Origin of the sequence: Klebsiella terrigena, from assembly GCF_012029655.1 — a bacterium.
Classification (GTDB): domain Bacteria; phylum Pseudomonadota; class Gammaproteobacteria; order Enterobacterales; family Enterobacteriaceae; genus Klebsiella; species Klebsiella terrigena.
Window position 1 is genome coordinate 1,467,432 of record NZ_CP050508.1, and the last position, 22,526, is coordinate 1,489,957.

Genomic DNA, 22,526 nt, shown 5'->3' on the forward strand with positions numbered 1-22,526 from the left:
TACCAGCATGCTGCTTCGCCATCTCACCTGTTTTCTGGCGGTTGCCGAACATCGCGGCTTTACGCGCGCCGCAACGGCACTCCATATCTCGCAGCCGGCGCTATCGCAGCAGATCCGCCAGCTCGAAGAGACGCTGGGGGCCCTGCTTTTTGACCGCAGCGCGCGCAGCATCCGCTTAACGGATGCCGGTGAGGTGTGGCTGATCTATGCGCGCCGGGCGCTGCAGGATTTAGCCGAGGGAAAGCGCGCCATCCACGACGTGGAGGACCTTCAGCGAGGGACGCTGCGGGTGGCGATGATGCCGACCTTTACGACCTATTTTATGGGGCCGCTGGTGGGCTCTTTTTATCGGCGCTACCCCAATATTTCTCTGACCCTGCGCGAAATGGATCAGGATCGAATGGAAGCCCTGCTGCGCAACGATGAGCTGGATCTCGGGATTGCCTTTGACGGTAGCGGCTCGCGAGATATCGTCTCCCGCCCTTTGCTGACGGAAACGCTGGCGCTGGTGGTGGGTCGCCACCATCCGCTGGCGGCGCAGCGGCGGGTGGAGCGGGAAGCGCTGAGTCAGGAGTCGCTGATATTGCTCAGCGGAGAGTTTGCGACCCGCGAGCGGATCGATCGCTATTGCCGCCAGTATGGGATTGAGCCGCAGGTTCGGATGGAGGCGAACTCGATTAGCGCGGTACTGACCGTTATCCAGCGTACGCCGCTATCGACCCTGCTGCCGGCCGCCGTTGTCAGGGAGCGCGACGATCTGGTTGCCGTTGAGCTAACGCCGGCGCTGCTGGAAAGAACGGCCTGTCTGCTGCAGCATAAGGATGCCTGGCAGAGCGCGGCCGCACGGGCGTTTAGCACCATGGCGCTGGAGGTGGCCGCAGAGCTGAACGCTGAAGGAGAAGGGCGCTAGCGCGGGCTTACCAGGTGTAGCCGACGGCGAGAATACCGTACAGCTCGCCGCTGTGCTGAACGATAGGGCTGTCGGCGATGTCCTTATCGTAGAGCTCGTAGTTAGCCGCGAACATCCCTACCCAGTGGGGGCTAAAGCGGTAGCTGGTGACAATGGCCGCCATCGGCGAAACGGTCGTGCCGGTATCCCACTGCTGGCGCTGGTCGGTAGCTTCCGCGGACGACACGCCGCCAAAATAGTAGTTCGCCATATTTTTACTGCGGATCATCAGCCCCATCCCCGGCATGATCAGCAGATTGTTTTTGATGATCGGGAAATCCGCCCATAAAAGCAGCTCCTGGCCGTCGCTGCGACCGGTGACGTCGGAGCTGATGCGTGCGCTGAGCAGCGCATAGGGGGTGATCAGCGTCGCGCCGATCCCCGCTTCAAACTCTCCCTTGCGCTTTTCCATTCCGCTGAACGCATCGCTATCGCTGGGATCTAAATTACCAAAACGCCAGCGGCCATAACCGTAGGCCGCCACCGTGTCATCGATATGAAAATAGTAGCGGGCGCGATCGCCAAGGTAGATAAAGCGGTCGCCAAAATAGAGTCCGCCGGGGATCAGGTGCGTATCGTTATCCTGCTTTTCGTAGCGCGCGGTGCCGCTGATGGCGGCGGCACCCAGCACGAACCCTTTGGGTACCGGACTATTGGGGTTGTTTGCCGAGAAAATATCGATAGAGCCCAGATCAACCTCGGCGCTGGCATAGGTGCAAGATAAACATAACGTGCAAAGTACGGCGACCGGGCTGAGATAGGGTTTCATCCATATTCCAAAAATGGCTAGCGGCGGTGAAATAAAGGCAGAAAAGTGCTTTTTGAATATATACCAGGTTGGGCGGGTACGCGGGTTGGTTTTTGTTTTTTCTTAATTTTTCGCGAGGTACGCTGCGATAAGGACGCCGCCCGCCGTGAGTCGACTGAGGGCGTCTTTGTCTGAGGAACTGGCGTTTCTAGAGGGTCAACGCGCCGTCGCCAACCTGCGCCTTGCGGTACCACGCCATTAGTTCAGCGGTGCCCGCGTCGCCTTCAGCCGGCGCCCAGGAGACATAATCCTCGGCCGCTACCGGCCGATAACCGCCGTGTTTTACTTCGAAAATAATCCCGCCGGGATCTAACGAGAGTACCGCATGCCAGGTCCCGGCATCCATCTCCAGCGCCGCGCACTCTTCGCCTAAAATCACCCGGCGGGTGACGTAGCCCTGGTCATCAAAATTCAAGACCAAAAAGCGTCCGCTAAGCGGCAGCAGCAGCTCAAAGGTGTGCGGGTGGCGATGGGGGCGAACGTAGGTGCCGGGCTCCATCGCAACGGCTAAACGCTGTACCGGATCGCTTAATTGTGGATGAAAGTTACGGTGCGCGCGCAGGCGCGGTGAATTCGCCGCCGCTTCGCGTTGTTGTTGCATATCGCTGAGGGTAATTTGCTTCATTTATCCGCCTGGCATCAGGTCTGAAAACGGGAGAGTCGGGCCTTTTCGTCAGAAAGACCGGGTGGCGCATTGTACGCGCTAAACCCGAAGCTGTCGGGCTAAATTTGTCGCCTCGCCGGCGGCCGGCAGGTAGAGAGCTTTGCCCTTACCGCCGGGCGGCGTCATCCTGCGCGGACTCTCTTAGCCAGGCGCTGAACATATCCGCCATCGCATCAGAGAAGCGGCTAATTTCTTCGGCCGTGCGCGGGCTGGATGAGAAACTGCTGCCCACCGAGCTTAGCGTTGTCGTCAACAGCTCGCAGGTCAGCTGCTGCCTGGCCGCCGAGGCGTCGGGAAGGACTTCCTCAATAAAGTGGCGACAGACGCTATCGGCCGCGGTTCGGTTTTCCTGGGCCTCGGGCGCGTCGCGATAGAGCGGCGCCGCGTCGTTGAGCGCCTGGCGCAGTCCCGCCTCTTCGCACTCCGACTGGATAAAGGCGTGCACCAGGGTGCGTAATCGGTCGAGCGGAGGACGATCGGCGTTACCGAGGATCCCGCTGAGCATGGCCGTTGTCTGCTGCCATTCATCGCTTTGTAAACGAAACAGAATCGCCGCTTTGTTGGGAAAGTACTGATACACCGACCCAACGCTCACTCCCGCCTTTTCCGCCACCCTCGCGGTGGTGAAGCGTACCGCTCCCTCTTTTTCTAAAACCTGAAGCGCGGCCTGAATAATCGCCGAGACCAGCTCGGTTGAGCGGGCCTGTTTTGGCTTTTTCCTCAATGAAATCAACTTACTTTTAGCAGGCGACATGGTGCTTCTCTCCCGAGTCGGAACGCGAATAGTTAATGCGAATAATTGATCGTATTCTTTAAAGGTGACGAATTATTCGCATTTTATGCCACAGGCGTAAACCACACAACTTCTGAAGGATTTATTATGTCAACCACACTAACATCCGCGCCGCTGGCGGCATTATTAGAACGCCTGTTTAAACAGGCAAACGGGGCCGCAAGCGCGGCGTTCTCCAGCATTCCTCGCGCCGACCGCGAGCGGATGATGACCAGCAAAACCGAATATCGCGAGCTTTATGGTCATCTGAAGGATCTCTGGCTCCCCGTCGCCGCGGAGACCGGGACGTTGCTCTATATGCTGGCGCGCAGCATTCGGGCGCAGCATATTGTGGAGTTTGGGACCTCGTTTGGTATTTCCGCGATCCATCTGGCCGCGGCGCTAAAGGATAACGGCGGTGGCCTGCTGATAACCAGCGAGTTTGAGCCGAATAAGGTACTGCGGGCCCGCGAGCACCTGAAAGAGGCCGGGCTTGATGCTCTGGTCGATGTTCGCGAAGGCGATGCGCTGCAAACCCTGGCCCAGAATCTGCCGGAGACCATCGATATGGTGCTGCTGGACGGTGCCAAAGCGCTGTATCCGGAGATTCTGGCGCTCCTCGAAAGCCGTCTGCGCCCCGGCGCGCTTATCATCGCCGATAATGCCGACTACAGCGCCGAATATCTGGAGTACGTGCGCGATCCGCAACACGGTTACCTGTCCGTGCCCTTTGCGGATGACGTGGAGCTCTCGCAGCGCACGAGATGAAAAAGAGCCCGCAATAGGGCATAAGAGCCGAAGGGGAGCATGCCCTTCGGCCCGCTATTTATCCCCGCATTGAATGAATTCACTTATGACTGAACAGAGGCGCAAACCGTGCGGGCTGAGCGGGTCTATGCGTTGACTTTAGACCGATGACCAGGTTCTGTTCTGCAGGACCACCCGATAGCCATCGTCATCGGCAAAGGTCCGCCCGCTAACATCCCAGTACGGATTAAACGAGCTCACCGGGGTAAACCCGGCCAGCTCCATTTTTGCGCACGCCCTTTGCCACTCATCCCGTTCGGGGCAGTACAGCACCAACAAGTCTTCTGCCGTCTGCGCAGGGCGAACCGGGTGATGGTGACAGAGAGTCAATTCGATATGCCAGGGTAAATCTTTACGTCCCAGCATGACTCCGCTAAAACCATCGTGATCCGAGAAATCGGCAATTTTTTGTAAACCTAAACCCTCGGCATACATCCTGAATGCGTGCGCAAGGCGGGTGACGGGACGAGCGATACGCAGATGGGTAAAAGACACCATAAACTCCTTTAACGATCGTGTGTGTTGGGGACTCTAATATAGATGTCCCGCGGACCGACGCTTGCTCGCCGGTGCGCTATCTGCTCTGGAGCAGGTGGAGGAAATCGAAGGGGAGCAGAGGGCTAAGGGTACCTTTCGTCGCTTTTTTATGATGAGCGGGGCAATCATCACGATTAGCATTCGTCTCCCCGCCCGTTCTGGCGACAATATCATCGCTGCGGACCCGATCCTGAAGTACCCATGCAACATATTGGATAACAAGGTCTCCCCGATAGTGTCCATATTTATCATTAATACGTTTGATATGATCTATATCGCAAAAAATAATACTCAGCGGATTTTTTTTAGCCGCCTGCTGAATTTTTATCGCGAGTTGATGATAGCAGTAACCGCGGTTAAATAGCGGGGTGAGGTAGTCTCGAATTGAGTTTTGATAGGCATCTTCATATTTATGATTAGATTTTTGATAGAGCCTAAAGGCGTTAAGGAAAAAGATGGGGTGGCCTCGTCGCGAAAGCCTCTGGACTGTCCGGGGCGATCCAGCATTCTCGTGCGTGGATGTGCGTTTGGCGGGCGATACGCCGATGGTTAGAGGGGAAAAGACGGCATAAACTCCTTTAACGATCGTGATGATGGCGGAAAGCCAGCGGGTTTGTTGTTTTAGAGCCTTGAGGACGCGCGCGATCGAGTTGAGCGAAATAATTTTGCATAACGAACTCCGTAATTCAAGACGCGTAAAGTGAATGACTGCGGCTATCCTGTATTTCCATCGTCGGTTGATCAATTACGTTATTTCATTCGCAGATTAAGATATTGCTCAAATGTGAGCAATATCGCAAAAATTATAGTCATGCATTCACCTTGCCGACAGTCATGTAGAATTGAGCCTTCAGGAGGATTCCGCTGACCCGCGCTGAAATAAAAGGCCGGTTTTGTCGGGTAGATGCGCGCTGCCAGGTCCTTGAGGGGGAATACAAAGCCCATATTTTTGTTACGTGAACGATAGAAAACCTGTGGTTTAATGATCACAAAAGTAAAAAAACGTAACTAGTTAATATAAAAACGCAATAGATTCTCCGCGGTTATCTGTGTCAAAAAGTGTTTCACATTTACAAAAACAATCGGAGACCTGATTAGAATGCGTAAAGACATAATTCCAAGTCGGCATGATGAGTACCACAAATTAACGCGGGGCGAGCGCATTGGTTATGGCATGGGTGATTTTGCGCAAAACCTTGTCTTTGGTACAATTGGCGGTTTTCTTGCTCTTCACATGTTGACGGTAAATACTATCAGCACAGCAACGGCAGGGTTTATATTTCTTTTTGTTCGCATAGTTAACGTTTTTTGGGACCCAATGGTCGGAACCTACATTGACAGAAGAAGCTCCAGTGCTGGTAAATATCGCCCCTGGCTTTTAAGGGCTGGCATTCCGCTCGTTATTCTTTCTGCATTGCTGTTTGCCCCTATTCCTGGCGTTCGGGGTTCCGTTCCTTTTGCATTTATCATTTATTTGGCACTGGATTTAGTTTATTCAGTGGTGAATATTCCTTATGGTTCTCTTAACGCGTCATTGACACGCGATCCTGAGTCCATTGATAAATTGACCAGTACCCGAATGATGCTGGCAAACAGTGCGAACCTGCTTGTCTATACCCTGTTCCCGATGTTTGTACAAATCGCTTCACCCAAAGATCGAAGCCTCAAGGATACCGGTTTTTTTGGCTTTGAGCTCAATATGGGGAACTATACCGATCCATCCGCGAATTACGCGTGGTTTGGCGTGTACTCAATTTATATGGTGCTAGGCGCAGCGGCACTTTTCTTCTGTTATAAATTTACCAAAGAGCGCGTGGTCGCGACGGCAGAACAAACGGCCAACGTAAAAACGACCGATCTATTTCTTGAACTGAAAAACAACCGGCCGCTGGTCATTCTGGGGCTGTTTTTCATGCTGGCCTTTACCTTTATGTTCTTCATGAACACGGTGAATGGCTTCTTCAATCAGTTTGTCGTCGGCCATTCAGAATGGATGGGGGCGGTGGGTCTTGTTGCCTCAATTCCGGGTATTGTCTTCCCTATTTTTTGGCCCAAACTCAAGAAGTTTTTTGGCAAAAAAGGGTTCTTCCATCTTTTCCTTGCCATGTTTATTGTGGGTGAATTGTTGACTTACGTTTGGTCACGCGAAGGCATGCATGATGCCCTGTGGCTTGCTTATATTGCCACATTCATTAAACAATGGGGCTTAACCTCGGCGACGGGCTTTATGTGGGCGCTGGTTCCTGAAGTGATTGCCTATGGCGAATTGAAATCAGGCAAGCGCAATGCGGCGATTATTAATGCGATCATGGGCCTCTTCTTCAAGATTGGGTTTACTATTGGCGGCGCAATTCCCTTATGGTTACTGGCTGCGTATGGCTTTAGCGAAACCGGTGCTCAACAAAGTGCCAATGCTATCGATGGAATTATTATGACAGCGGTTTGGATCCCGATTGCTTTATCCGTTGTTTCGATGATCGTCATTCAGCTCTATCCTATCTCAGATAAAAACGTCACAGAGATCAACCGTCAGCTTGACGAGGTGCGGGTATAGTTAAAATTTGAATTAAATTGCGAGAATTTAAATTAGAGAATTATATAAAGGAAGATTGATATGACTCTTATTCAAAACCCTGTGTTACCTGGATTTAATGCGGACCCCAGTATTATCCGTGTAGATGACACCTACTATATCGCAAACTCTACGTTTGAGTGGTTCCCTGGCGTGCGTTTACATGAGTCAAAGGACCTGCAGCACTGGGATCTTCTCCCCAGCCCCTTGTCCACAACCGCGCTGTTAGACATGAAAGGCAACCCTTCATCAGGCGGCATTTGGGCTCCGGCGCTTTCTCATGCTGATGGCAAATTCTGGTTAGTGTATACAGATGTGAAAATCACGGAAGGTGCCTTTAAAGACATGACCAACTATCTGACCACTGCGACGGATATTCGTGGTCCATGGTCAGATCCTATCAAGCTGAATGGCGTGGGCTTTGATGCTTCACTTTTCCATGATGATGACGGGCGTAAATATATCGTTCAGCAAACCTGGGACCATCGGGAATATCATCATCCCTTCGATGGCATTACGTTGACTGAGCTTGATACCCGGACATTAAAGTTAAAACCGGAAACAGCACGAACCCTCTATCGCGGCACTGCCGTTGCGCTCGTCGAGGGGCCACACCTCTACAAACTGAACGGATATTATTATCTTTTCGCCGCTCAGGGAGGGACCGTATTCACCCATCAGGAGGTTGTCGCGCGTTCTAAAACCTTAGATGCCCACAGTTTTACCACGGCACCGGGAGACGTTTTCCTAACTAACGTCGATACGCCGGACAGCTACATCCAGAAGCAGGGCCACGGGTCTTTGGTTTCAACGCCTGCTGGTGAATGGTATTACGCTTCGCTCTGCGCGCGTCCGTGGAATCGTCCAGGCGAGTCTGTCTACGATCCTCGCGGCTGGTCAACGCTGGGCAGAGAAACGTCGATCCAAAAAGTGTACTGGGATGAAGAGGGCTGGCCGCGTGTTGAAGGCGGCCACGGTGGAAAAACATTTGTTGAAGGCCCAGAGGATGCCATTTACACCGAAAGCGCAAAAGATCATAGCCAGCATGATGCGTTTACAACGTCGACGCTCGATCGCAACTGGAATACGCTCCGCGTTCCGTTCAGCAAAAAAATGGGTACCACAGGTGATGGCAAACTGACGTTGATTGGCCAGGGTTCTTTAGCGAATACCCATGACCTGTCGCTTATTGCCCGACGTTGGCAAGCCTTCTATTTTGATGCCCAGGTTAAGGTCAAATTTAATCCATTCAGCTATCAACAAATGGCGGGGTTAACGAATTTCTACAACGATCGCCACTGGAGTTTTGTGTTCATCACCTGGAATGAAATTAATGGCTCCGTCATCGAAATAGGTGAAAATAATCGCGGGAAATACACCTCTTATTTAAAAGATGATGCCATCAAAATCCCTGAAGGTACCGAGTATGTCTGGTTCCGCACCAAAGTTCGCAAACAAACGTACAGCTATGAATATAGCTTTGACGGGATCAGCTTCACTCAAATTCCGGTCACGCTAGATGCCGCAATACTTTCAGACGATTATGTCCTGCAAAGCTATGGTGGGTTCTTTACCGGGGCATTCGTTGGCCTGGCGGCAGTCGACTACTCTGGCTACGAGGTCAGCGCTGATTTTTATGATTTCGCTTATCAGGAGCTCGGTGATTCGTTAACGCCGACTGGTAATTACGGCTGGGACGCAGGGGAATTACGCTCTAATTAAATAATAATAAACGAAATATCCACTTACGGTCGTGAAGAAAGGGGGGCTGCCGATGAGCGCTGCCCGCCTTACGTCAGCGCGCGATAGAGAGTGCCAGATATCTGCTGTGGGATGCCGATGGCGCACCGCGGTAGACCCGGCAGAGCGGCAAGGCTGTAAGCGAAATACGGCAGTCTATGGCCTCGACCGTGGTGCAGATGTCGGGCCACCATCATTTTTTCTCGTGCGTGGATTATTGCAACAGACTATTCATCTATATCCATGCTGATATTTAATTATACCGAATATGGAGAATCCTATTACCCGATTTATTTAACTGTACCTCTGCGCAAATAAAAATAAAATCAGCTTGTTTTGGCGGTATCTTTTCAATTTACCCCAGAACGGGATGGTTATTGTCTGAAAATATAATTAATTAATTTGAGATAACCATGAAAATTATAAAAAAACTGCCATTAGCCATGGCGGTTATTGCCGCGCTGTGCCCGCTTTCCTCTGTCATGGCACAAGATTTTACGCAGGAACAAATCGACGCCATTGTGGCGAAAGCCGTGGATAAAGCGCTGGCCGACCGTCAGGCGAAAATGGATGCCGCCGCTGCGAAGAAGGTGGATCTGGAAACCAACCCGCAAACCGCCGCAGCCACGCCGGATATGGCTATTCCATTCGGCCTGAAGTTTAGCGGCTACGCCCGCTACGGCGCCCAGTTCCAGACCGGCGATCAGAAGTTCGTCGGCGTCGACGGCTCCTACAACGGCGCGTCGGCCATCGGCCGTCTCGGCAACGAAGGTAACGGCGGCGAATTCCAGATAACCAAAGCCTTTAAGAGCAGCCAGGGCGCTATCTGGGATATTAACGTTATGTTCGACCACTGGAGCGACGAAGTTAACCTGAAAAAGGCCTACGTCGGCGTCACTAACGTCCTCGAATCAAACCCCAACGCCTATATCTGGGCCGGTCGCGACTTCCATCAGCGTCCGCAGCAGGGGATCAACGACTACTTCTGGATGAACCACGACGGCCAGGGCGCCGGGGTGAAAAACTTTGATATCGGCGGCGTGCAGTTTGACGTGGCGGGGGTCTCACAGGTTGAGTCCTGTAGCCCGGAGGTGATGGCCGATGAGTCCAACCCGTCGCGCATCACCTGTACCGGCGGCTCGGGCACCGGCGATGACGGCCACTACGCGCTGACGTCAAAAATCCACAATATGAAGGCTGGCCCAATCGACGTTGAGGTGTACGCCAACTACGGCTTTGATTCAAAAGCGGTGGATAACGACGCGCAGCTCGATGCCTGGCAGGGCGGCCTGCTGTTGAGTCACACCAACGGCGACGACAGCGGCGTGAACAAGGTGATACTGCGCTATTCCGATAACGCGGATAACAGCGTCTATAACAAAACCGACGGGCTGACCGCTATCTACGCCAGCTTCGAAGGTAACTATAAGTTCACCCGCCAGGCGCAGGTTGAATACCTGCTGGCCTTCCATGACTACGACAACGGCAAGGACAATACCGATAACCGTAAAAACTACGGCGCGATTGTTCGTCCGATGTATTTCTGGAACGACGTGCATTCAACCTGGCTGGAGGCCGGCTATCAGCGCGTTGACTACGATCAGGGTGGCGACAACAAGGGCTGGAAGCTGACGCTGTCGCAGAACATCTCTATCGGGATGGGACCTGAGTTCCGGCCGATGCTGCGCTTCTACGTCACCGGCGGTCAGGTGGATAATAAACATACCGCTAAGGTCAACGGCACCAGCAGCGATCAGCTGGACTCGCTGAACGTCGGCGGCATGTTCGAGGCGTGGTTCTAAGTTAGTTTGAGTGCCTTGTGTCAGGAGCGGAGTGGAGTAGTTGCTTACGGCTGAGTGGCCTGCAGGGATGAGAATTCCTGTCGGTCACTACCGCCTGCCGGAAGAGGAATGAGACTTCCTGAATAATGTGCGAGTTTGCATAAAACCTCGGGAAGTTCTGCCGCTGTAAGGGCTGTAAGGGCTGTAAGGGCTGTAAGGGCTGTAAGGGCTGTAAGGGCTGTAAGGAAGGGGTAACCACCAGAGCGATCGACTTTAATACGATGGTAGTTACACAAACTTACTGACAGGTTCTGCGATCATAGTTTTGAGGGGTCAAATCCATTTGTTGCAAGTTTTATATTCCCCTTTAATATTTCACTCCGTATATATTTATCCTTGTTATTAATTGGTGATTTTGTTTTTCAAACGTTGATTTACATCAACCCAGGAGCTTATTTTAAACAATGCTCTGACGGCATTGCCTTCTTCGATATAAATGATTGTTTATTTTGGATGGCGATAGTTTGTTTTCCTGTCGCCCCAGTGCAACTCATTATTAATAATTAGACGAAAAATCCTGGTTATTTTATTGTTTTGGCTTGAGTGTATTTATCTTTGATCTTTTAATCATCATTATTCTATTATCGCCTCTAAGGAATCGAAACGTGAAAACGTGCATCGTGATAAGCAGAGGGATGATTAGATGACTGAAAGTTTCCAAAATGGGTTGCCTAATTCGCGTGTTAATATAAGGTTTTATTTTTCAACGTGCAGGACGATCAAGAAAATAGAGTTGCCACTGAGGTTAATGGTTGCGGCTGATTTAAGTAACGGTCTGTTGACTGCGGCATTATCAGTGTATGAAAAAGGCAATGTTAATAACAATAACTTCAACGCTATTCTTTCCGAATATTCCCAAAAAGGGAATCTTACCGTTAAGAATAGCCTTGCTGATGACGGTAGCGAAAACAACATCGGTCTGACATTTTGCACTTCCCGGTGGAAGGCATGGGCGTCCACCCATTACAGGGTCGACGGATGCCGTAATCCAGGTCATAAGGCCAGGGGAAATTAGCGATGAAAATTTATCGTCCCCTTTGGGAGGACGGGGCCGCTCTGGCTCCCCAACAGTTTCAGCAGCAGGCCCGCTGGAGTGCGCACGTTACCGACATAGTGGCCCGGATGGGAATCTCTCATCCCTGGGGAGTGATTGCCGCAGAATTTGATGATACCGCGCTGGCACTCTCACGCCTGAACGCTACCTGCCTGGTGGTGCGCTTTCAGGACGGTACCCTGGTTGATACAGGCCTGGCTGACAATCTTCCTCCGGTCTGTGATTTATCCTCTGCGGCCGGCAGTGAGGCTGTTGAGGTAGTTGCCGCCTTGCCGCTGCTGAGCGCCAGCGGCGGTAACCTGGATAACGGACAGGACAGTGAGCGGCCTCGTCGCTGGAAAGCCGAGCGCGTGGTGGTCCAGGAGCTCGCGGGGTACGAGAATGGGGAGCTCGCCATTTTGCGTAATGCGATGACCCTGCGTCTGTCCAGCCAGGAAAACACAGCATACCTGACCTGTCCGGTGGCCCGCCTGGTGCGTAATGCTCAGGGACTGTGGAGCCGTGACCCATCCTTTATTCCACCGATGCTCTCCGTTTCAGCCAGCCCGCCGTTGACGACAGAAATAAGGAACTTACTGGTTCGACTGCAGGCCCGCCGTTGCCGCCTGATGGGCATGCGTCGTGAGAGCAATGAGCGGATGGCCGATTTTGCGGTGGCGGATGTTTCCCTGTTCTGGTTGCTCAATGCCCTGAACAGTGCAGAGCCAGTGCTGACTGAACTGCTGCAGACCCCAGCTCGTCATCCTGAGATGCTCTACCGTGAGCTGACCCGTCTTGCCGGAAGTCTGCTGACCTTCTCGCTTGAACACGATGCCGGAGATATTCCGGCTTATCAGCATGATGTACCTGAACGCGTGTTTCCACCGTTGCTGGCGCTGATAGATAAGCTTCTGGAAGCGAGCCTGCCTTCGCGGGTGGTGAGTATCCACCTGGATCATGACGACCAGATCTGGAAAGGTGCCCTGCACGATGCGCGCCTGCGCGAAGGGGCCGATTTCTACCTCTCCGTACGCTCCCCGATGCCGAACTATGAACTTCAGACAAAATTCCCGCAGCTGTGCAAAGCGGGCAGCTTTGATGACGTTTCGGATGTGGTGAATGTGGCCCTGAGTGGAGTGGTGATGAAGCCGCTGACGCACGTTCCCGCGGCGATCCCTCTGCGTCTGGAGAACCAGTACTTCTCCCTGGATCTAAGTTCTGACGCGGCGCGGAGCATGCTTGAGATAGGAAGCTGCACCTTCTACACCCCGCGCTCGCTGGGTGAAGTGAATCTTGAACTCTTTGCGGTGCTGCGCACATGAATAAACCCGAACTTAGCCAGATAGAACGCATTTTCTACCCGGGCTGGCTGATGGCCAGCCAACTGCGGGGTGGTCAGGAAGTTCATGATGGGGAAAGGCTCTATCGCCGGGCCTGCCGTCTGGTTCAGGAGGCTCGTAGCGCGCTGACGGACGCAGGTTATAGTTCCCTCAGCCGTGACCATATGGTGTATGCCCTGTGTGCATTGCTTGATGAGAGCGTGATGAACAGGGGAACCATTGATGATGGTTACGTGACCTGGCATCGTGACCCGCTTCAGGCTCATTTCTTTGGCACGCTGAATGCTGGCGAAGAGCTGTGGGAACAGATCCGCAACCTGCTGAAAGAAACCGCCCCGGACGTGGCAGTACTGACCTGTATGTATCGGACCCTGCAGCTGGGGTTTGTCGGTCAGTACCGCGCCCAGGATAATGAGCGTCGTGAGGACGTTGTTCGTGCGCTCGGTGAACGGGTACCGACATTCTTACTGGCCGAGGACGCACCCATTGTTGCCAGGGTGCCACGTCTGCGCAACGGTCGCCGCTGGTACTGGTTAACCTGGATTGTTGCCGCTGTTGCCCTGGTTGCACTCTGGTTCTTCCTCTCGTCTTCTCTTACCGACCTGGTTAGCCAGATCGTCAGGCCGGGGTAGACGATGCGGGATGCGTACCGAAGTTTGTTAATTGCACTGGGTGCCGTACTGGCACTGTGGCTCATTCTGGGATTCTGGCCGCTTTCCTCGGGCAGCCGGGTGGCGCTCAGCCTGTTGGTCGTTCTGGTATCCGGAGCGATGTTCTGGCATCAGCGTAGGGCCTCACAGGCGCGGGTAACCGCGATCGAAGGAGTTGTGGATGAAAACCTGCCGCCGGAAGATTTTCAGGGGGCGGTTATTCTCGTCTGCGGTGACAACGCGCCACTTTTTGTGGCCGGGTCCCGTCATCGGGAAACCCGTCAGGGCTGGTATCTGTGGGTGAAGGATGCGGAACAACTGCCTCTATTCGTCCGGCACCTTAGCCTGGTGCGCCCAGCCGTGGTATCCCAAGTCTCCGTAATGCTCGCGGTGGTGCCTGAGCATCACACATCCCGTGATGATTTTACCCAGTGCCTGCGGGGCTGGCAGCGTGCCGTCGTACAGTGCTGCGCGGCATTTGGCGCGATCCCGCCACTGTGGATCGTGACCTGGATATCACCACCTGCAGCCTGCCCGGACGCAGAGCCCGTCTGGTTTACCACAGTAAGCCAGCGGAGCGGTATTCAGGTGTATCAGCCCGATCAGGGCAATGTGTCACTGACGGAGTGGGCCCGGGAGACTGGGTCAGACGGGCGTCTTTCGCGTCTGAGTCAGGGCCTGTGGCTGGACAGCCTGCTTACCTGGCAGAACAGCGCGGTGAATGGCCTGCTGTCGGTTCGGCGGGGTGAGTTACCGATGATGAAGCCCTATGTTCAGGGGATGTGCATGGTGCCGCTGAAGGGGGTCGCGAACAATCTCTGGCAACAGCATATTACATCAGTGACTGCGCTGCCGCCGGAGGCGGCTGCTATCGCTGAGCCACTGCCTTTGCCTGAACTGCTGCTGTCGGCGTTGCCCCGCAGAATGGTCTTCTGGCGTTCTGCCGCATTATTGGGGGGGATTTTCCTTACTCTGGCGATGCTGGCGTCCTGGATGAACAACCAGCGTCTCATTCGTAACGTTGGCGATCATCTTGCGTTGTATCACCAGCTGAAGGGCCAGCCTGTAGCTCCCAAGCTGCGGGCGCAGCAGCGCCTTAGGGCCGATGGCGCATTGCTGGACGACTGGCAGCGTCGTGGAGAGCCCCTGCGTTATCGGCTTGGTCTGTATCAGGGGCTGCGCCTGGTCCCGCCTGTTGAGGCGGCCGTCAGCGACTGGGCCCCGCCACCATCGCCACCGCCCGTCATTAAGCAAATTATTCAGGGCCCTGAAACTCTTCGTCTCGACAGCATATCGCTGTTCGATTCCGGCAAATCGGTGCTGAAAGCCGGCTCCACCAAACTACTGGTTAACTCGCTGGTGGGCATTAAGGCCAAATCCGGCTGGCTGATTGTGGTGGCAGGGCATACCGATAACACCGGTAACCCTCAACTGAACCAGACGCTCTCTCAGAAGCGCGCCGAAGCGGTACGCGACTGGATGCGTGATACCGGCGACGTGCCGGAAAGCTGTTTTGCGGTGCAGGGCTATGGCGAAAACCGTCCTGTCGCCACCAACGACACCCCGGAAGGGCGCGCGCAGAACCGCCGTGTGGAAATCAGCCTGGTTCCGCAGGCGAACGCCTGTCAGATACCGGGCCACATCCAGGGGTCATCGCAGGATGATGGCAACATCATTCATTCCGATTCCTGGAATGAACGCGCCACCGCGTAAGTCACGAGCGGGCAGAGCTTCTCTGTCCACTTTTATGTCTTTGCTGAACGCCTGCCCGCGCGGGCGTTGAGCAAAGAAACCCACAATCTGCCTGCCTGACCGTGTGCGCTTTGGTCCCCTGAATGGGAAACAGCGATGGGCGGTAGCGTGTCCAGGAACCGACAAAGAGAGCAACTCATGGAAAATTCATCCATCCTGCTGCGACGTCTGAACCCTTATTGTGCCCGTGCGATGGAAGGGGGCAGCTTCGCTCTGCCAGACCCGTGCCCATGCGGAAATTTTACCGGAGCACTGGCGGCTGAAGCTGCTCGAACAGGGGGAAGGCGACCTGACGGTGCTGGCACGCTGCTACGAGTGGGACATGGATTCGTTGTGGCAGGATTTGCTGGGCTGGCTGGATAACCAACCGCGCTCGGTACGCCATCGTCCGCAACTGTCTGACGCCCTTCAGACCCTGATGCAGCAAGCCTGGTTGATTGCCTCGCTCAATGGCGAAGAGCAAATTCGCAGCGTCCATCTGCTGATGGGCCTGGTGGAAAAACAGAACCTGGTGCGCTGCGATGGCCCGTGGCCACTGCTGACTCATATGGCCGCGAAGCAGAAACCCGCTTCCCTGACTCTGGGATGGAGTGAGGAAGAGGGTATAGGGCTGGAGTTTGATTAACAGGCTTATCTAAAGGGTAACAATTATGGACAGCGCTAAAGAAATTGCTAAGGATATGCTCGAGGCCATTAATATCGATGGAGCCGGGTTTATAGGTGCGGTGGCGAAAGGTATTATTTCCTTACCCGTCAGTCTTGCCTATCTTAGCTATGATTTCATTGATGCTGAGCATCGCAGGGATAATCTGGATGATAAATTCAGGCTGGCGCGATTAGTTAAAAAGGGCGTTTTTAATCATCAGGTTATTGAGCAAATCATTAAGGCCTCTCTCGAAGATTTTATTTCACGCATTCACGCCGAAAAAATATCTTCTATCGTGAAAAATGTTTCCGGTTCGTTCATGGGGAAAATGGCGTTTACTGAACTAACGGGTGTGAAGTTGGGCGAAGCAATAGCATCCAGAGGTGTATCAGCCTTTTTTGCCGGAAGTTTGGCTGGTTTATTGTTATCTGTTGGTGCTGAAACATCCAGAGCAATTTATACATCAAGATACCTCGAAGACAGAAATCCTGTTTTACACAATAAACTCCGACGTCTTGGTGACCTGGATCTTCTTTATTTTATTGTTGAAGATATCGTTAAGCCTTTTGAAACAGCTTGTGAGGTAGGAGACAGAAATCCTGCCGAGTTTGATAAAGTATGCGAATACTTTTTGGGAGGCTTATGAAAATCAAGATTATTTTTTTGGTGATCCTTTCCCGATTAATTCGCGGGGCGGGGATGGGGCTGGGTGTTTCTGGTATTGCATTTACTATATGGTTTTTTTTCTTATCTTCAAGCGAGTCCAGATATATCTGGGGTATGTTTTCGATAGCAGAATTTTTTGCAGGCTATCTTATATATCGCTTTGCTTATACATACGTTTATGATGAATAACCTTACGGCTTCGTCATCCCCCCTGGAAATCAATCAGAAAGGTATTTATAACGTTCCACCAACAGGCATAGAGATAACGTGGCTATACGGTGGAGTAGCTAAATAAAATAACTTAAACCTTATATCGTTGTCTTTCTTTCCATCACTGGTCATTCAGGATGCTGACATATTACACGGAGTAAAGATCGTGAGCCTGACAGATACACTGAGCAGTTTAATCCAAACTCCACTAAACCGTTACCAACTGGATATTCCGTCGTGTGCGGCAAATATTGACGTGGAAGGTTTCAGCGGCTCTGAAGCGATGAGTGCACTGTACAGGTACACCATCAACTTCACCAGCGCCGACAAGAACATTGATGCTCGCCAGATGCTGAGTAAGCCGGCGACACTAACCATGGGCGCGGGCAACCTGCTCTCCCTGACGGCGCGAAAAGTGGTTCATGGGGTGGTTACCCATTTCGAGCGTACCGGTGGTTCCGCAGATGAAGCGCAGTACTGCATTGTGCTGGAGCCGTTTCTGGCGCTGCTGGGCAATCAGTTCCGCACTCACCGCTTTTTCGTCAACAAGTCGGTGCCGGAAGTGGTTGCAGAGGTGCTCACGGAACATGGCCTGAAAGGCTGGGAGTATGAGTTCACCCTCAAAGCCGACTATCCAAAGCGTGAGCAGATTAACCAGTATCAGGAAAACGACCTCGCTTTTATCGAACGTCTGCTGGCTGAGGTGGGGATTTTTTACTTCTTCACCCTGCAGCCTGATACCCAGACTGAAGTGGTGCAATTCGCGGACAAGCAGAGCTCATGGACGTTTGGTAAAAAGCTCCCGCTGAACAGCCCATCAGGGGCGAATGATAATATGGCCGACTCGGTGTGGGATGTGAACGTCTGGCATAACGTGGTGGAGCGTTCGGTTACGTCCAGTGACTACAACCACCGCGAAGCACAGAACGTCCTAATGTCCGTACCGGCTGACATGACCCGCGGCGACGGGGAGGGGAACACCTACGGTGATGTGTATCACTACCGTCCACGTCACCTTGAACGTGGTGATAAAATCACGCCGACGGCAGAAACCGGTAATTTCTGGGCGCGTCTGGAGCATGAACGCTTCCTGTCTACCCAAACCACGGTGACCGGCAGCAGCACCGACCACACCCTCGGTCCGGCACAGGTACTGACTATTACCGAATTGGTCATCCCGCCAACACTGCCCCGTGAAACTGAGAACGGTGTTGTTATTATCCGCACTGGCTACTACGCCAGCCGTAAGAATGCCTTGAAAGTGGCATGGGTAGCGATGCCGTACTACGAGAACCGCTGCTGGCGTCCTGCCGCTAAAAAGCGCCCGGTGGTCAGCGGCACGTTGATGGCGCGCGTGACCAGCGCCAAAGATAACGATATTTACGCCTGGCAGGATGCATCGGGCATGTACCGGGTGAAATTTGATGCTGACCGTGACGATAAACGCCAGGGTATGGAAAGCATGCCAGTGCGCTTTGCCAAACCTTACGGTGGAGACAAATACGGCTTCCACTTCCCGCTGATACAGGGCACTGAAGTCGCTATTGCGTTTCATGAGGGCGACCCGGACCGCCCGTATATCGCCCATGCTATGCACGACTCCCGCCATGTCGACCACGTCACTGAGGCCAACAACACGCGCAATGTTATCCGCACTGCTGGCCTGAACAAGCTGCGGATGGAGGACAAGCGCGGCGAAGAACATGTCAAGCTCAGTACGGAGTATGGCGGCAAAACCCAACTCAATTTAGGCCACAATGTTGACGATGACAGACTGTTGCGGGGCGAGGGCGCTGAACTGCGAACGGATGACTGGGTGGCTGTTCGGGGGGGAAAGGGGGTGTTCATCTCGGCTGATGCACAACAAGGTGCACAAGGTCGAATGATGGACATGGAGGATGCAATTCAGCAGCTTAAAAACGCACTATCACTGGCAAAAAGCTTAAGCGAAATTGTTCAAAAAGCTGGAGCTACACGAAGTGATTCAGGCTCCCAGGAAGAGCTTAATAATGCGCTGGAAGATTTGAAGCAGGCAGGTATTTTGGCCCATGCGCCTGATGGGATAGGAATTGTTAGCCCTAAATCGGTACGCATAGCTTCGGGGAGCGCAAGTGTTGGACTGATGTCATGTAAAAATACGGACATTAGCGCCGGGGAGTCAATTACGCTTGCTGCAACCAAAACAGTCAGCGTATTTGCGCAGGGAGAAGGGATGAAATTGGTTGCTGGCGCAGAAAAAATGGATATCCAGGCCCAGAAAGGAGAGCTTAACGTAGAGGCACTACAGGACATCACGATAAACAGTGCCGAAGGGAAAGTGTCCATAAACGCCAGTCAGGAATTGTCGATCACCTGTGGTGGAGCCTATATCAAACTCAGTGGTGGTAATATCGAGTTGGGGGCACCGGGAAATATTTTATTGAAATGTACCAATGCGCAGAAAATGGGACCAGCCTCGCTGAACACTCCGCCGCGTACATTCCCGAAAGGATACGGCGAGGGTTTCACATTAAAAGATCCTGATAGTGGGGAGATTCAACCTTTTACGTTTTTCAGAATCACAACTGGAGAAGGTGAGGTATATGAGGGCGTCTCTGATGAGCATGGAAAAACAATGCGAGTGTTCACCGCGATGCCATCAGCGCTAAAAATTGAATTCCCGGATGAAGAAATGTCTGATATCAAGGAAGAAAAGCAATGAGTACAGCTACTACATCCCTGGAATGTAAATACCCGGATGCCTGGACCGGTAAACAAAAAAAATACTGGGTTGAGATCCAGCTCCTGGATGAACGCGAAGACCATATCCCCAATATGCCATATGTGGCTGAGAATGCAGCGACTCGTAGTCAGTGTGTTTCTTATACCGGAAAAAGCGACGCCAATGGTATAATTCGAATCGAGGGGTTGCACCCCCTTGAACTTATTTTGCATATTGAAGCAAAACCGCTTGCGGATGAGATGGAAAAAAGAGCATTGAGGCCCTTTGGGCGCAGTGAGGATGATTCCACTGTAAAACCTAAAGCAGCTGTTGAAGGATACGAATATCGTTACCTGAAAATAGGCCAGTTGTGTGATACCCTTCCTGAGATGATGCCGGAATGGAAAGATAAAGCGAATCCACCGGAATACCATTTCCCTGACGGAAGATTCGCCGGACAGACGATAAAAAAACTTAACTGCCGGTATGTTTTTGAAGTCTGCCCATTTCGCGCATGGTCATTAATGTTGCATCATCAAACGGATTATTCGATAGTTAACGCCTACAATCTGGGAATAATGGCCGATCTTTCTTACTCTGCGGAAGAGCAAATTATTCGATATTTCGAGCAGGAATGTGTCGATCTCTCCGCTGCACCGAAATTAAGTGATGAGCACGACTATTACGCCGTAGTTAAAGATGTCCCTTTTAGCAGGCGCTATATCAACCCACGCTTTGTCACTACCGCCGGGAGTTTTATTCAGTATAATACTCAGTTATTTTATGTTTCCAACGGTGAACATGTCATTGTGGCCTGGCGTGGTACGCAGGAGGTGAGGGACTGGGTAACGGATATTACCTTTAGCCCACAGGAGTGCCCATCCTATCTTGCGCCAACGGGTAAAATTCATAAGGGTTTTTTAGATGCTTTTGAGTATGCTAAGGAGATGTCACCTTCGAGTTTTGATGATATAAAATCGTTTATAAATGAAAAGAAACAACTATTCTTATGTGGGCACAGCTTAGGAGGAGCACTGGCATTAATCTATGCCGCAGAGTTAAAACCAATAAAACCGCTTCTTTATACCTACGGTATGCCGAGGGTGTTTACCGCCGACGCTATTCTGCAGCTTGCGGACATTACGCATTACCGGCACGTTAATGACTCGGATACCATCACCAGCGTACCGATGGATGTAAATCTCTATAACTGGTTTTATGAGATTTATGGTCCGGTTGGTAGCGTACTGGGTACAACATGGTCTGTAGCGGAACTGCTCTCACAAAAAATCACCGGTATTACCGTGGGGGATTGCTTCTGGCATCATGGAGATATTGTGCTGTTCTATTATACCACCCAGGTGGTGGAAAGCCTGCAATGCGAAGGCTCAATGAGCGCCCCTAAATGCCGCAGGATAAAGTACCGTCTGCCTAAAAAAACAAAATATTATTTAATTCCCTCCCTGGCGGAGGAGAAAAGCATTTCTGCGAAAAATCAGGAAGTACAATTTATTCGATCTTTAACTCCCGACAGCCTGAAGCAATTTTTCCCCAAAAACACTAATCCGGATTTAGACTCCATACTTACCGACCCACGCAACCATTTTATGCCTGCCGCCTATCTGCCGTATATTAATGACCAACTGGTGGAGCTGGTTTGCCCCGATGCCCCTCTGAAACGTAAAGAGAGCAGGGCTGCATTCGAAAAACAGTTATCAGATGCCGGTATCCCGGATAACGAAAAGGAAAGAAATCGACTGTTTGCCGCGTTGCAGCGCCTGGTAGTGGAAACCCTGAGAGTGACAGAGCTGATGCCTGAAGGGAAGCCCGCCCTGGAGCGTTTCCGTAAGACAAAAAAGGAATATGTTGAATGAAAATAGCTACTGTATTATACCTGCTGCCCTTATTAACACTTAGCGGCTGTGCGCTAAGCGAAAATCTCTCTCCTCCCTCAAATGGTAAAACCGTAAAAGTTGCCGTTGTTAAACCTGCTGATGTCGATATTCTGCCAATGAATGTGATTTATCGCTCAGAGAAATGCAGGGAGAAAATATTTACCTCAACGGGAGTAATAACTTCCCGGGCGGGATATCACCTGCTTACCGTTCCTTTTAATCCGGGAAAGGGGAGCGATATAGTGAGCAACAATATTTCCCTTGATGGTGGCGGTCAGTGTGAGTGGAAGCTCAGTAATATCCGTTTCCAGTTTAAGTTCAGTAATATGGAAAAATTTGGGGCTGATATTAAAAAGAATATTCCTAATGATATTGTTTTTGTTTTTGATAAAAACGCCCCCCCACGTGGGGATGGGCATTATGAAGATATATCTGGCGATTTTGTAATTAAGCAAGATTATTATCCCCTTGTTAGAAATGATCGCATGATAGATCATGCTAAAATTCTCAGGTTAATAAATAAAGATATGTTGACTTATAGAGTTAGTAATTCAGAGAGTCTTCTTTTTGAGCCTAACGTTCACTCTGATAAGGTTGTTAATGTATTAGGGCCAGAGAAATTTGGTGAGGATTCTATAACCACATATCCTGATGGCACTCAAACAACTAATGCAAAAGGGCCCGACCCTATTAATTTTGAAAAATTAAAGTCGATGAAATAAACCCGGTAACTTTTGCTGGTTACCACCGCCTCTATAGTATTACATTCTTATTAAAAGGAAGGAGAGCAGGGCCGCATTCGAAAAACAGTTATCAGATGCCGGTATCCCGGATAACGAAAAGGAAAGAAATCGACTGTTTGCCGCGTTGCAGCGCCTGGTAGTGGAAACCCTGAGAGTGACAGAGCTGATGCCTGAAGGGAAGCCCGCCCTGGAGCGTTTCC

The 22,526-nt window shown here is 51.9% G+C and carries 19 protein-coding genes and 1 pseudogene; 15 read left to right on the forward strand and 5 right to left on the reverse strand.

Features of this window, described 5'->3' with window-relative positions:
* The first annotated feature begins 7 nt into the window (after positions 1 to 7).
* Positions 8 to 910 (forward strand): transcriptional regulator CynR, encoded by a 903-nt coding sequence (gene cynR, locus HCK03_RS06995; protein WP_167691313.1) that lies wholly within the window; start codon positions 8 to 10, stop codon positions 908 to 910.
* A gap of 7 nt (positions 911 to 917) precedes the next feature.
* Here the strand turns inward: cynR and HCK03_RS07000 are convergent, their stop codons facing one another.
* The 3 genes from HCK03_RS07000 to HCK03_RS07010 all read right to left on the reverse strand — a co-directional run bounded on the left by HCK03_RS07000 (position 918) and on the right by HCK03_RS07010 (position 3,175).
* On the reverse strand, positions 918 to 1,718 hold the full coding sequence (locus HCK03_RS07000) for a MipA/OmpV family protein (protein ID WP_041146628.1): 801 nt from the start codon (positions 1,716 to 1,718) through the stop codon (positions 918 to 920).
* Between the two features lie 187 nt (positions 1,719 to 1,905).
* On the reverse strand, positions 1,906 to 2,382 hold the full coding sequence (locus HCK03_RS07005; protein WP_041146627.1) for a WbuC family cupin fold metalloprotein: 477 nt from the start codon (positions 2,380 to 2,382) through the stop codon (positions 1,906 to 1,908).
* 145 nt (positions 2,383 to 2,527) lie between these two features.
* A complete protein-coding gene (locus HCK03_RS07010; protein ID WP_167691314.1) occupies positions 2,528 to 3,175 on the reverse strand; it encodes a TetR/AcrR family transcriptional regulator in 648 nt (215 codons plus the stop codon).
* Between the two features lie 126 nt (positions 3,176 to 3,301).
* Between HCK03_RS07010 and HCK03_RS07015 the strand changes: the two genes are divergently transcribed.
* Complete coding sequence (locus tag HCK03_RS07015) at positions 3,302 to 3,961, forward strand: O-methyltransferase (RefSeq protein WP_167691315.1); 660 nt, start codon at positions 3,302 to 3,304, stop codon at positions 3,959 to 3,961.
* Between the two features lie 138 nt (positions 3,962 to 4,099).
* Here HCK03_RS07015 and HCK03_RS07020 read toward each other — a convergent pair whose 3' ends face one another.
* A complete protein-coding gene (locus HCK03_RS07020; protein ID WP_407692379.1) occupies positions 4,100 to 4,498 on the reverse strand; it encodes a VOC family protein in 399 nt (132 codons plus the stop codon).
* 76 nt (positions 4,499 to 4,574) lie between these two features.
* Entirely contained in the window at positions 4,575 to 5,132 is a 558-nt protein-coding gene (locus tag HCK03_RS07025; RefSeq protein WP_228283783.1) for a GGDEF domain-containing protein, read from the reverse strand.
* Positions 5,133 to 5,651: 519 nt separating this feature from the next.
* Here HCK03_RS07025 and HCK03_RS07030 point away from each other — a divergent pair.
* From HCK03_RS07030 to HCK03_RS07090, 13 genes and pseudogenes are all read left to right on the forward strand, one after another.
* Positions 5,652 to 7,091, forward strand: a complete 1,440-nt coding sequence (locus tag HCK03_RS07030; protein WP_167692403.1) for an MFS transporter — start codon at positions 5,652 to 5,654, stop codon at positions 7,089 to 7,091.
* A 60-nt stretch (positions 7,092 to 7,151) separates the two neighbouring features.
* A complete protein-coding gene (locus HCK03_RS07035) occupies positions 7,152 to 8,831 on the forward strand; it encodes a glycoside hydrolase family 43 protein (protein WP_076947683.1) in 1,680 nt (559 codons plus the stop codon).
* Positions 8,832 to 9,262: 431 nt separating this feature from the next.
* On the forward strand, positions 9,263 to 10,651 hold the full coding sequence (locus tag HCK03_RS07040) for a carbohydrate porin (protein ID WP_115192160.1): 1,389 nt from the start codon (positions 9,263 to 9,265) through the stop codon (positions 10,649 to 10,651).
* Positions 10,652 to 11,333: 682 nt separating this feature from the next.
* Positions 11,334 to 11,705, forward strand: a complete 372-nt coding sequence (locus tag HCK03_RS07045; protein WP_167691318.1) for a type VI secretion system contractile sheath small subunit — start codon at positions 11,334 to 11,336, stop codon at positions 11,703 to 11,705.
* Between the two features lie 2 nt (positions 11,706 to 11,707).
* Complete coding sequence (gene tssK / locus HCK03_RS07050) at positions 11,708 to 13,045, forward strand: type VI secretion system baseplate subunit TssK (RefSeq protein ID WP_167691319.1); 1,338 nt, start codon at positions 11,708 to 11,710, stop codon at positions 13,043 to 13,045.
* Entirely contained in the window at positions 13,042 to 13,695 is a 654-nt protein-coding gene (gene tssL, locus HCK03_RS07055) for a type VI secretion system protein TssL, short form (RefSeq protein WP_167691320.1), read from the forward strand. Before tssK ends, tssL begins: the two co-directional genes overlap by 4 nt.
* A gap of 3 nt (positions 13,696 to 13,698) precedes the next feature.
* Positions 13,699 to 15,426, forward strand: coding sequence for an OmpA family protein (locus tag HCK03_RS07060; protein ID WP_206110936.1), 1,728 nt, complete (start codon positions 13,699 to 13,701; stop codon positions 15,424 to 15,426).
* A gap of 177 nt (positions 15,427 to 15,603) precedes the next feature.
* A pseudogene (locus HCK03_RS07065) lies at positions 15,604 to 16,009 on the forward strand (type VI secretion system ATPase TssH); the annotation flags it as partial.
* Positions 16,010 to 16,115: 106 nt separating this feature from the next.
* A complete protein-coding gene (locus tag HCK03_RS07070) occupies positions 16,116 to 16,757 on the forward strand; it encodes a hypothetical protein (protein ID WP_135184179.1) in 642 nt (213 codons plus the stop codon).
* The gene (locus HCK03_RS07075; RefSeq protein WP_148250269.1) at positions 16,754 to 16,966 is read left to right on the forward strand and encodes a hypothetical protein; all 213 of its coding nucleotides are present in this window, start codon (positions 16,754 to 16,756) and stop codon (positions 16,964 to 16,966) included. Before HCK03_RS07070 ends, HCK03_RS07075 begins: the two co-directional genes overlap by 4 nt.
* Positions 16,967 to 17,153: 187 nt before the next feature.
* Positions 17,154 to 19,688, forward strand: a complete 2,535-nt coding sequence (locus tag HCK03_RS07080; RefSeq protein ID WP_167691321.1) for a type VI secretion system Vgr family protein — start codon at positions 17,154 to 17,156, stop codon at positions 19,686 to 19,688.
* Positions 19,685 to 21,562, forward strand: a complete 1,878-nt coding sequence (locus HCK03_RS07085; protein WP_167691322.1) for a lipase family protein — start codon at positions 19,685 to 19,687, stop codon at positions 21,560 to 21,562. Before HCK03_RS07080 ends, HCK03_RS07085 begins: the two co-directional genes overlap by 4 nt.
* A complete protein-coding gene (locus tag HCK03_RS07090; protein ID WP_167691323.1) occupies positions 21,559 to 22,305 on the forward strand; it encodes a hypothetical protein in 747 nt (248 codons plus the stop codon). Before HCK03_RS07085 ends, HCK03_RS07090 begins: the two co-directional genes overlap by 4 nt.
* Positions 22,306 to 22,526: the final 221 nt, after the last annotated feature.

Bases quoted from the DNA above. Each gene is read 5' to 3' on its own strand.
- cynR (WP_167691313.1), top strand. From the start codon at position 8: ATGCTGCTTCGCCATCTCACCTGTTTTCTGGCGGTTGCCGAACATCGC.
- HCK03_RS07000 (WP_041146628.1), bottom strand. From the start codon at position 1,718: ATGAAACCCTATCTCAGCCCGGTCGCCGTACTTTGCACGTTATGTTTA.
- HCK03_RS07005 (WP_041146627.1), bottom strand. From the start codon at position 2,382: ATGAAGCAAATTACCCTCAGCGATATGCAACAACAACGCGAAGCGGCG.
- HCK03_RS07010 (WP_167691314.1), bottom strand. From the start codon at position 3,175: ATGTCGCCTGCTAAAAGTAAGTTGATTTCATTGAGGAAAAAGCCAAAA.
- HCK03_RS07015 (WP_167691315.1), top strand. From the start codon at position 3,302: ATGTCAACCACACTAACATCCGCGCCGCTGGCGGCATTATTAGAACGC.
- HCK03_RS07020 (WP_407692379.1), bottom strand. From the start codon at position 4,498: ATGGTGTCTTTTACCCATCTGCGTATCGCTCGTCCCGTCACCCGCCTT.
- HCK03_RS07035 (WP_076947683.1), top strand. From the start codon at position 7,152: ATGACTCTTATTCAAAACCCTGTGTTACCTGGATTTAATGCGGACCCC.
- HCK03_RS07040 (WP_115192160.1), top strand. From the start codon at position 9,263: ATGAAAATTATAAAAAAACTGCCATTAGCCATGGCGGTTATTGCCGCG.
- HCK03_RS07045 (WP_167691318.1), top strand. From the start codon at position 11,334: ATGACTGAAAGTTTCCAAAATGGGTTGCCTAATTCGCGTGTTAATATA.
- tssK (WP_167691319.1), top strand. From the start codon at position 11,708: ATGAAAATTTATCGTCCCCTTTGGGAGGACGGGGCCGCTCTGGCTCCC.
- tssL (WP_167691320.1), top strand. From the start codon at position 13,042: ATGAATAAACCCGAACTTAGCCAGATAGAACGCATTTTCTACCCGGGC.
- HCK03_RS07060 (WP_206110936.1), top strand. From the start codon at position 13,699: ATGCGGGATGCGTACCGAAGTTTGTTAATTGCACTGGGTGCCGTACTG.
- HCK03_RS07070 (WP_135184179.1), top strand. From the start codon at position 16,116: ATGGACAGCGCTAAAGAAATTGCTAAGGATATGCTCGAGGCCATTAAT.
- HCK03_RS07075 (WP_148250269.1), top strand. From the start codon at position 16,754: ATGAAAATCAAGATTATTTTTTTGGTGATCCTTTCCCGATTAATTCGC.
- HCK03_RS07085 (WP_167691322.1), top strand. From the start codon at position 19,685: ATGAGTACAGCTACTACATCCCTGGAATGTAAATACCCGGATGCCTGG.
- HCK03_RS07090 (WP_167691323.1), top strand. From the start codon at position 21,559: ATGAAAATAGCTACTGTATTATACCTGCTGCCCTTATTAACACTTAGC.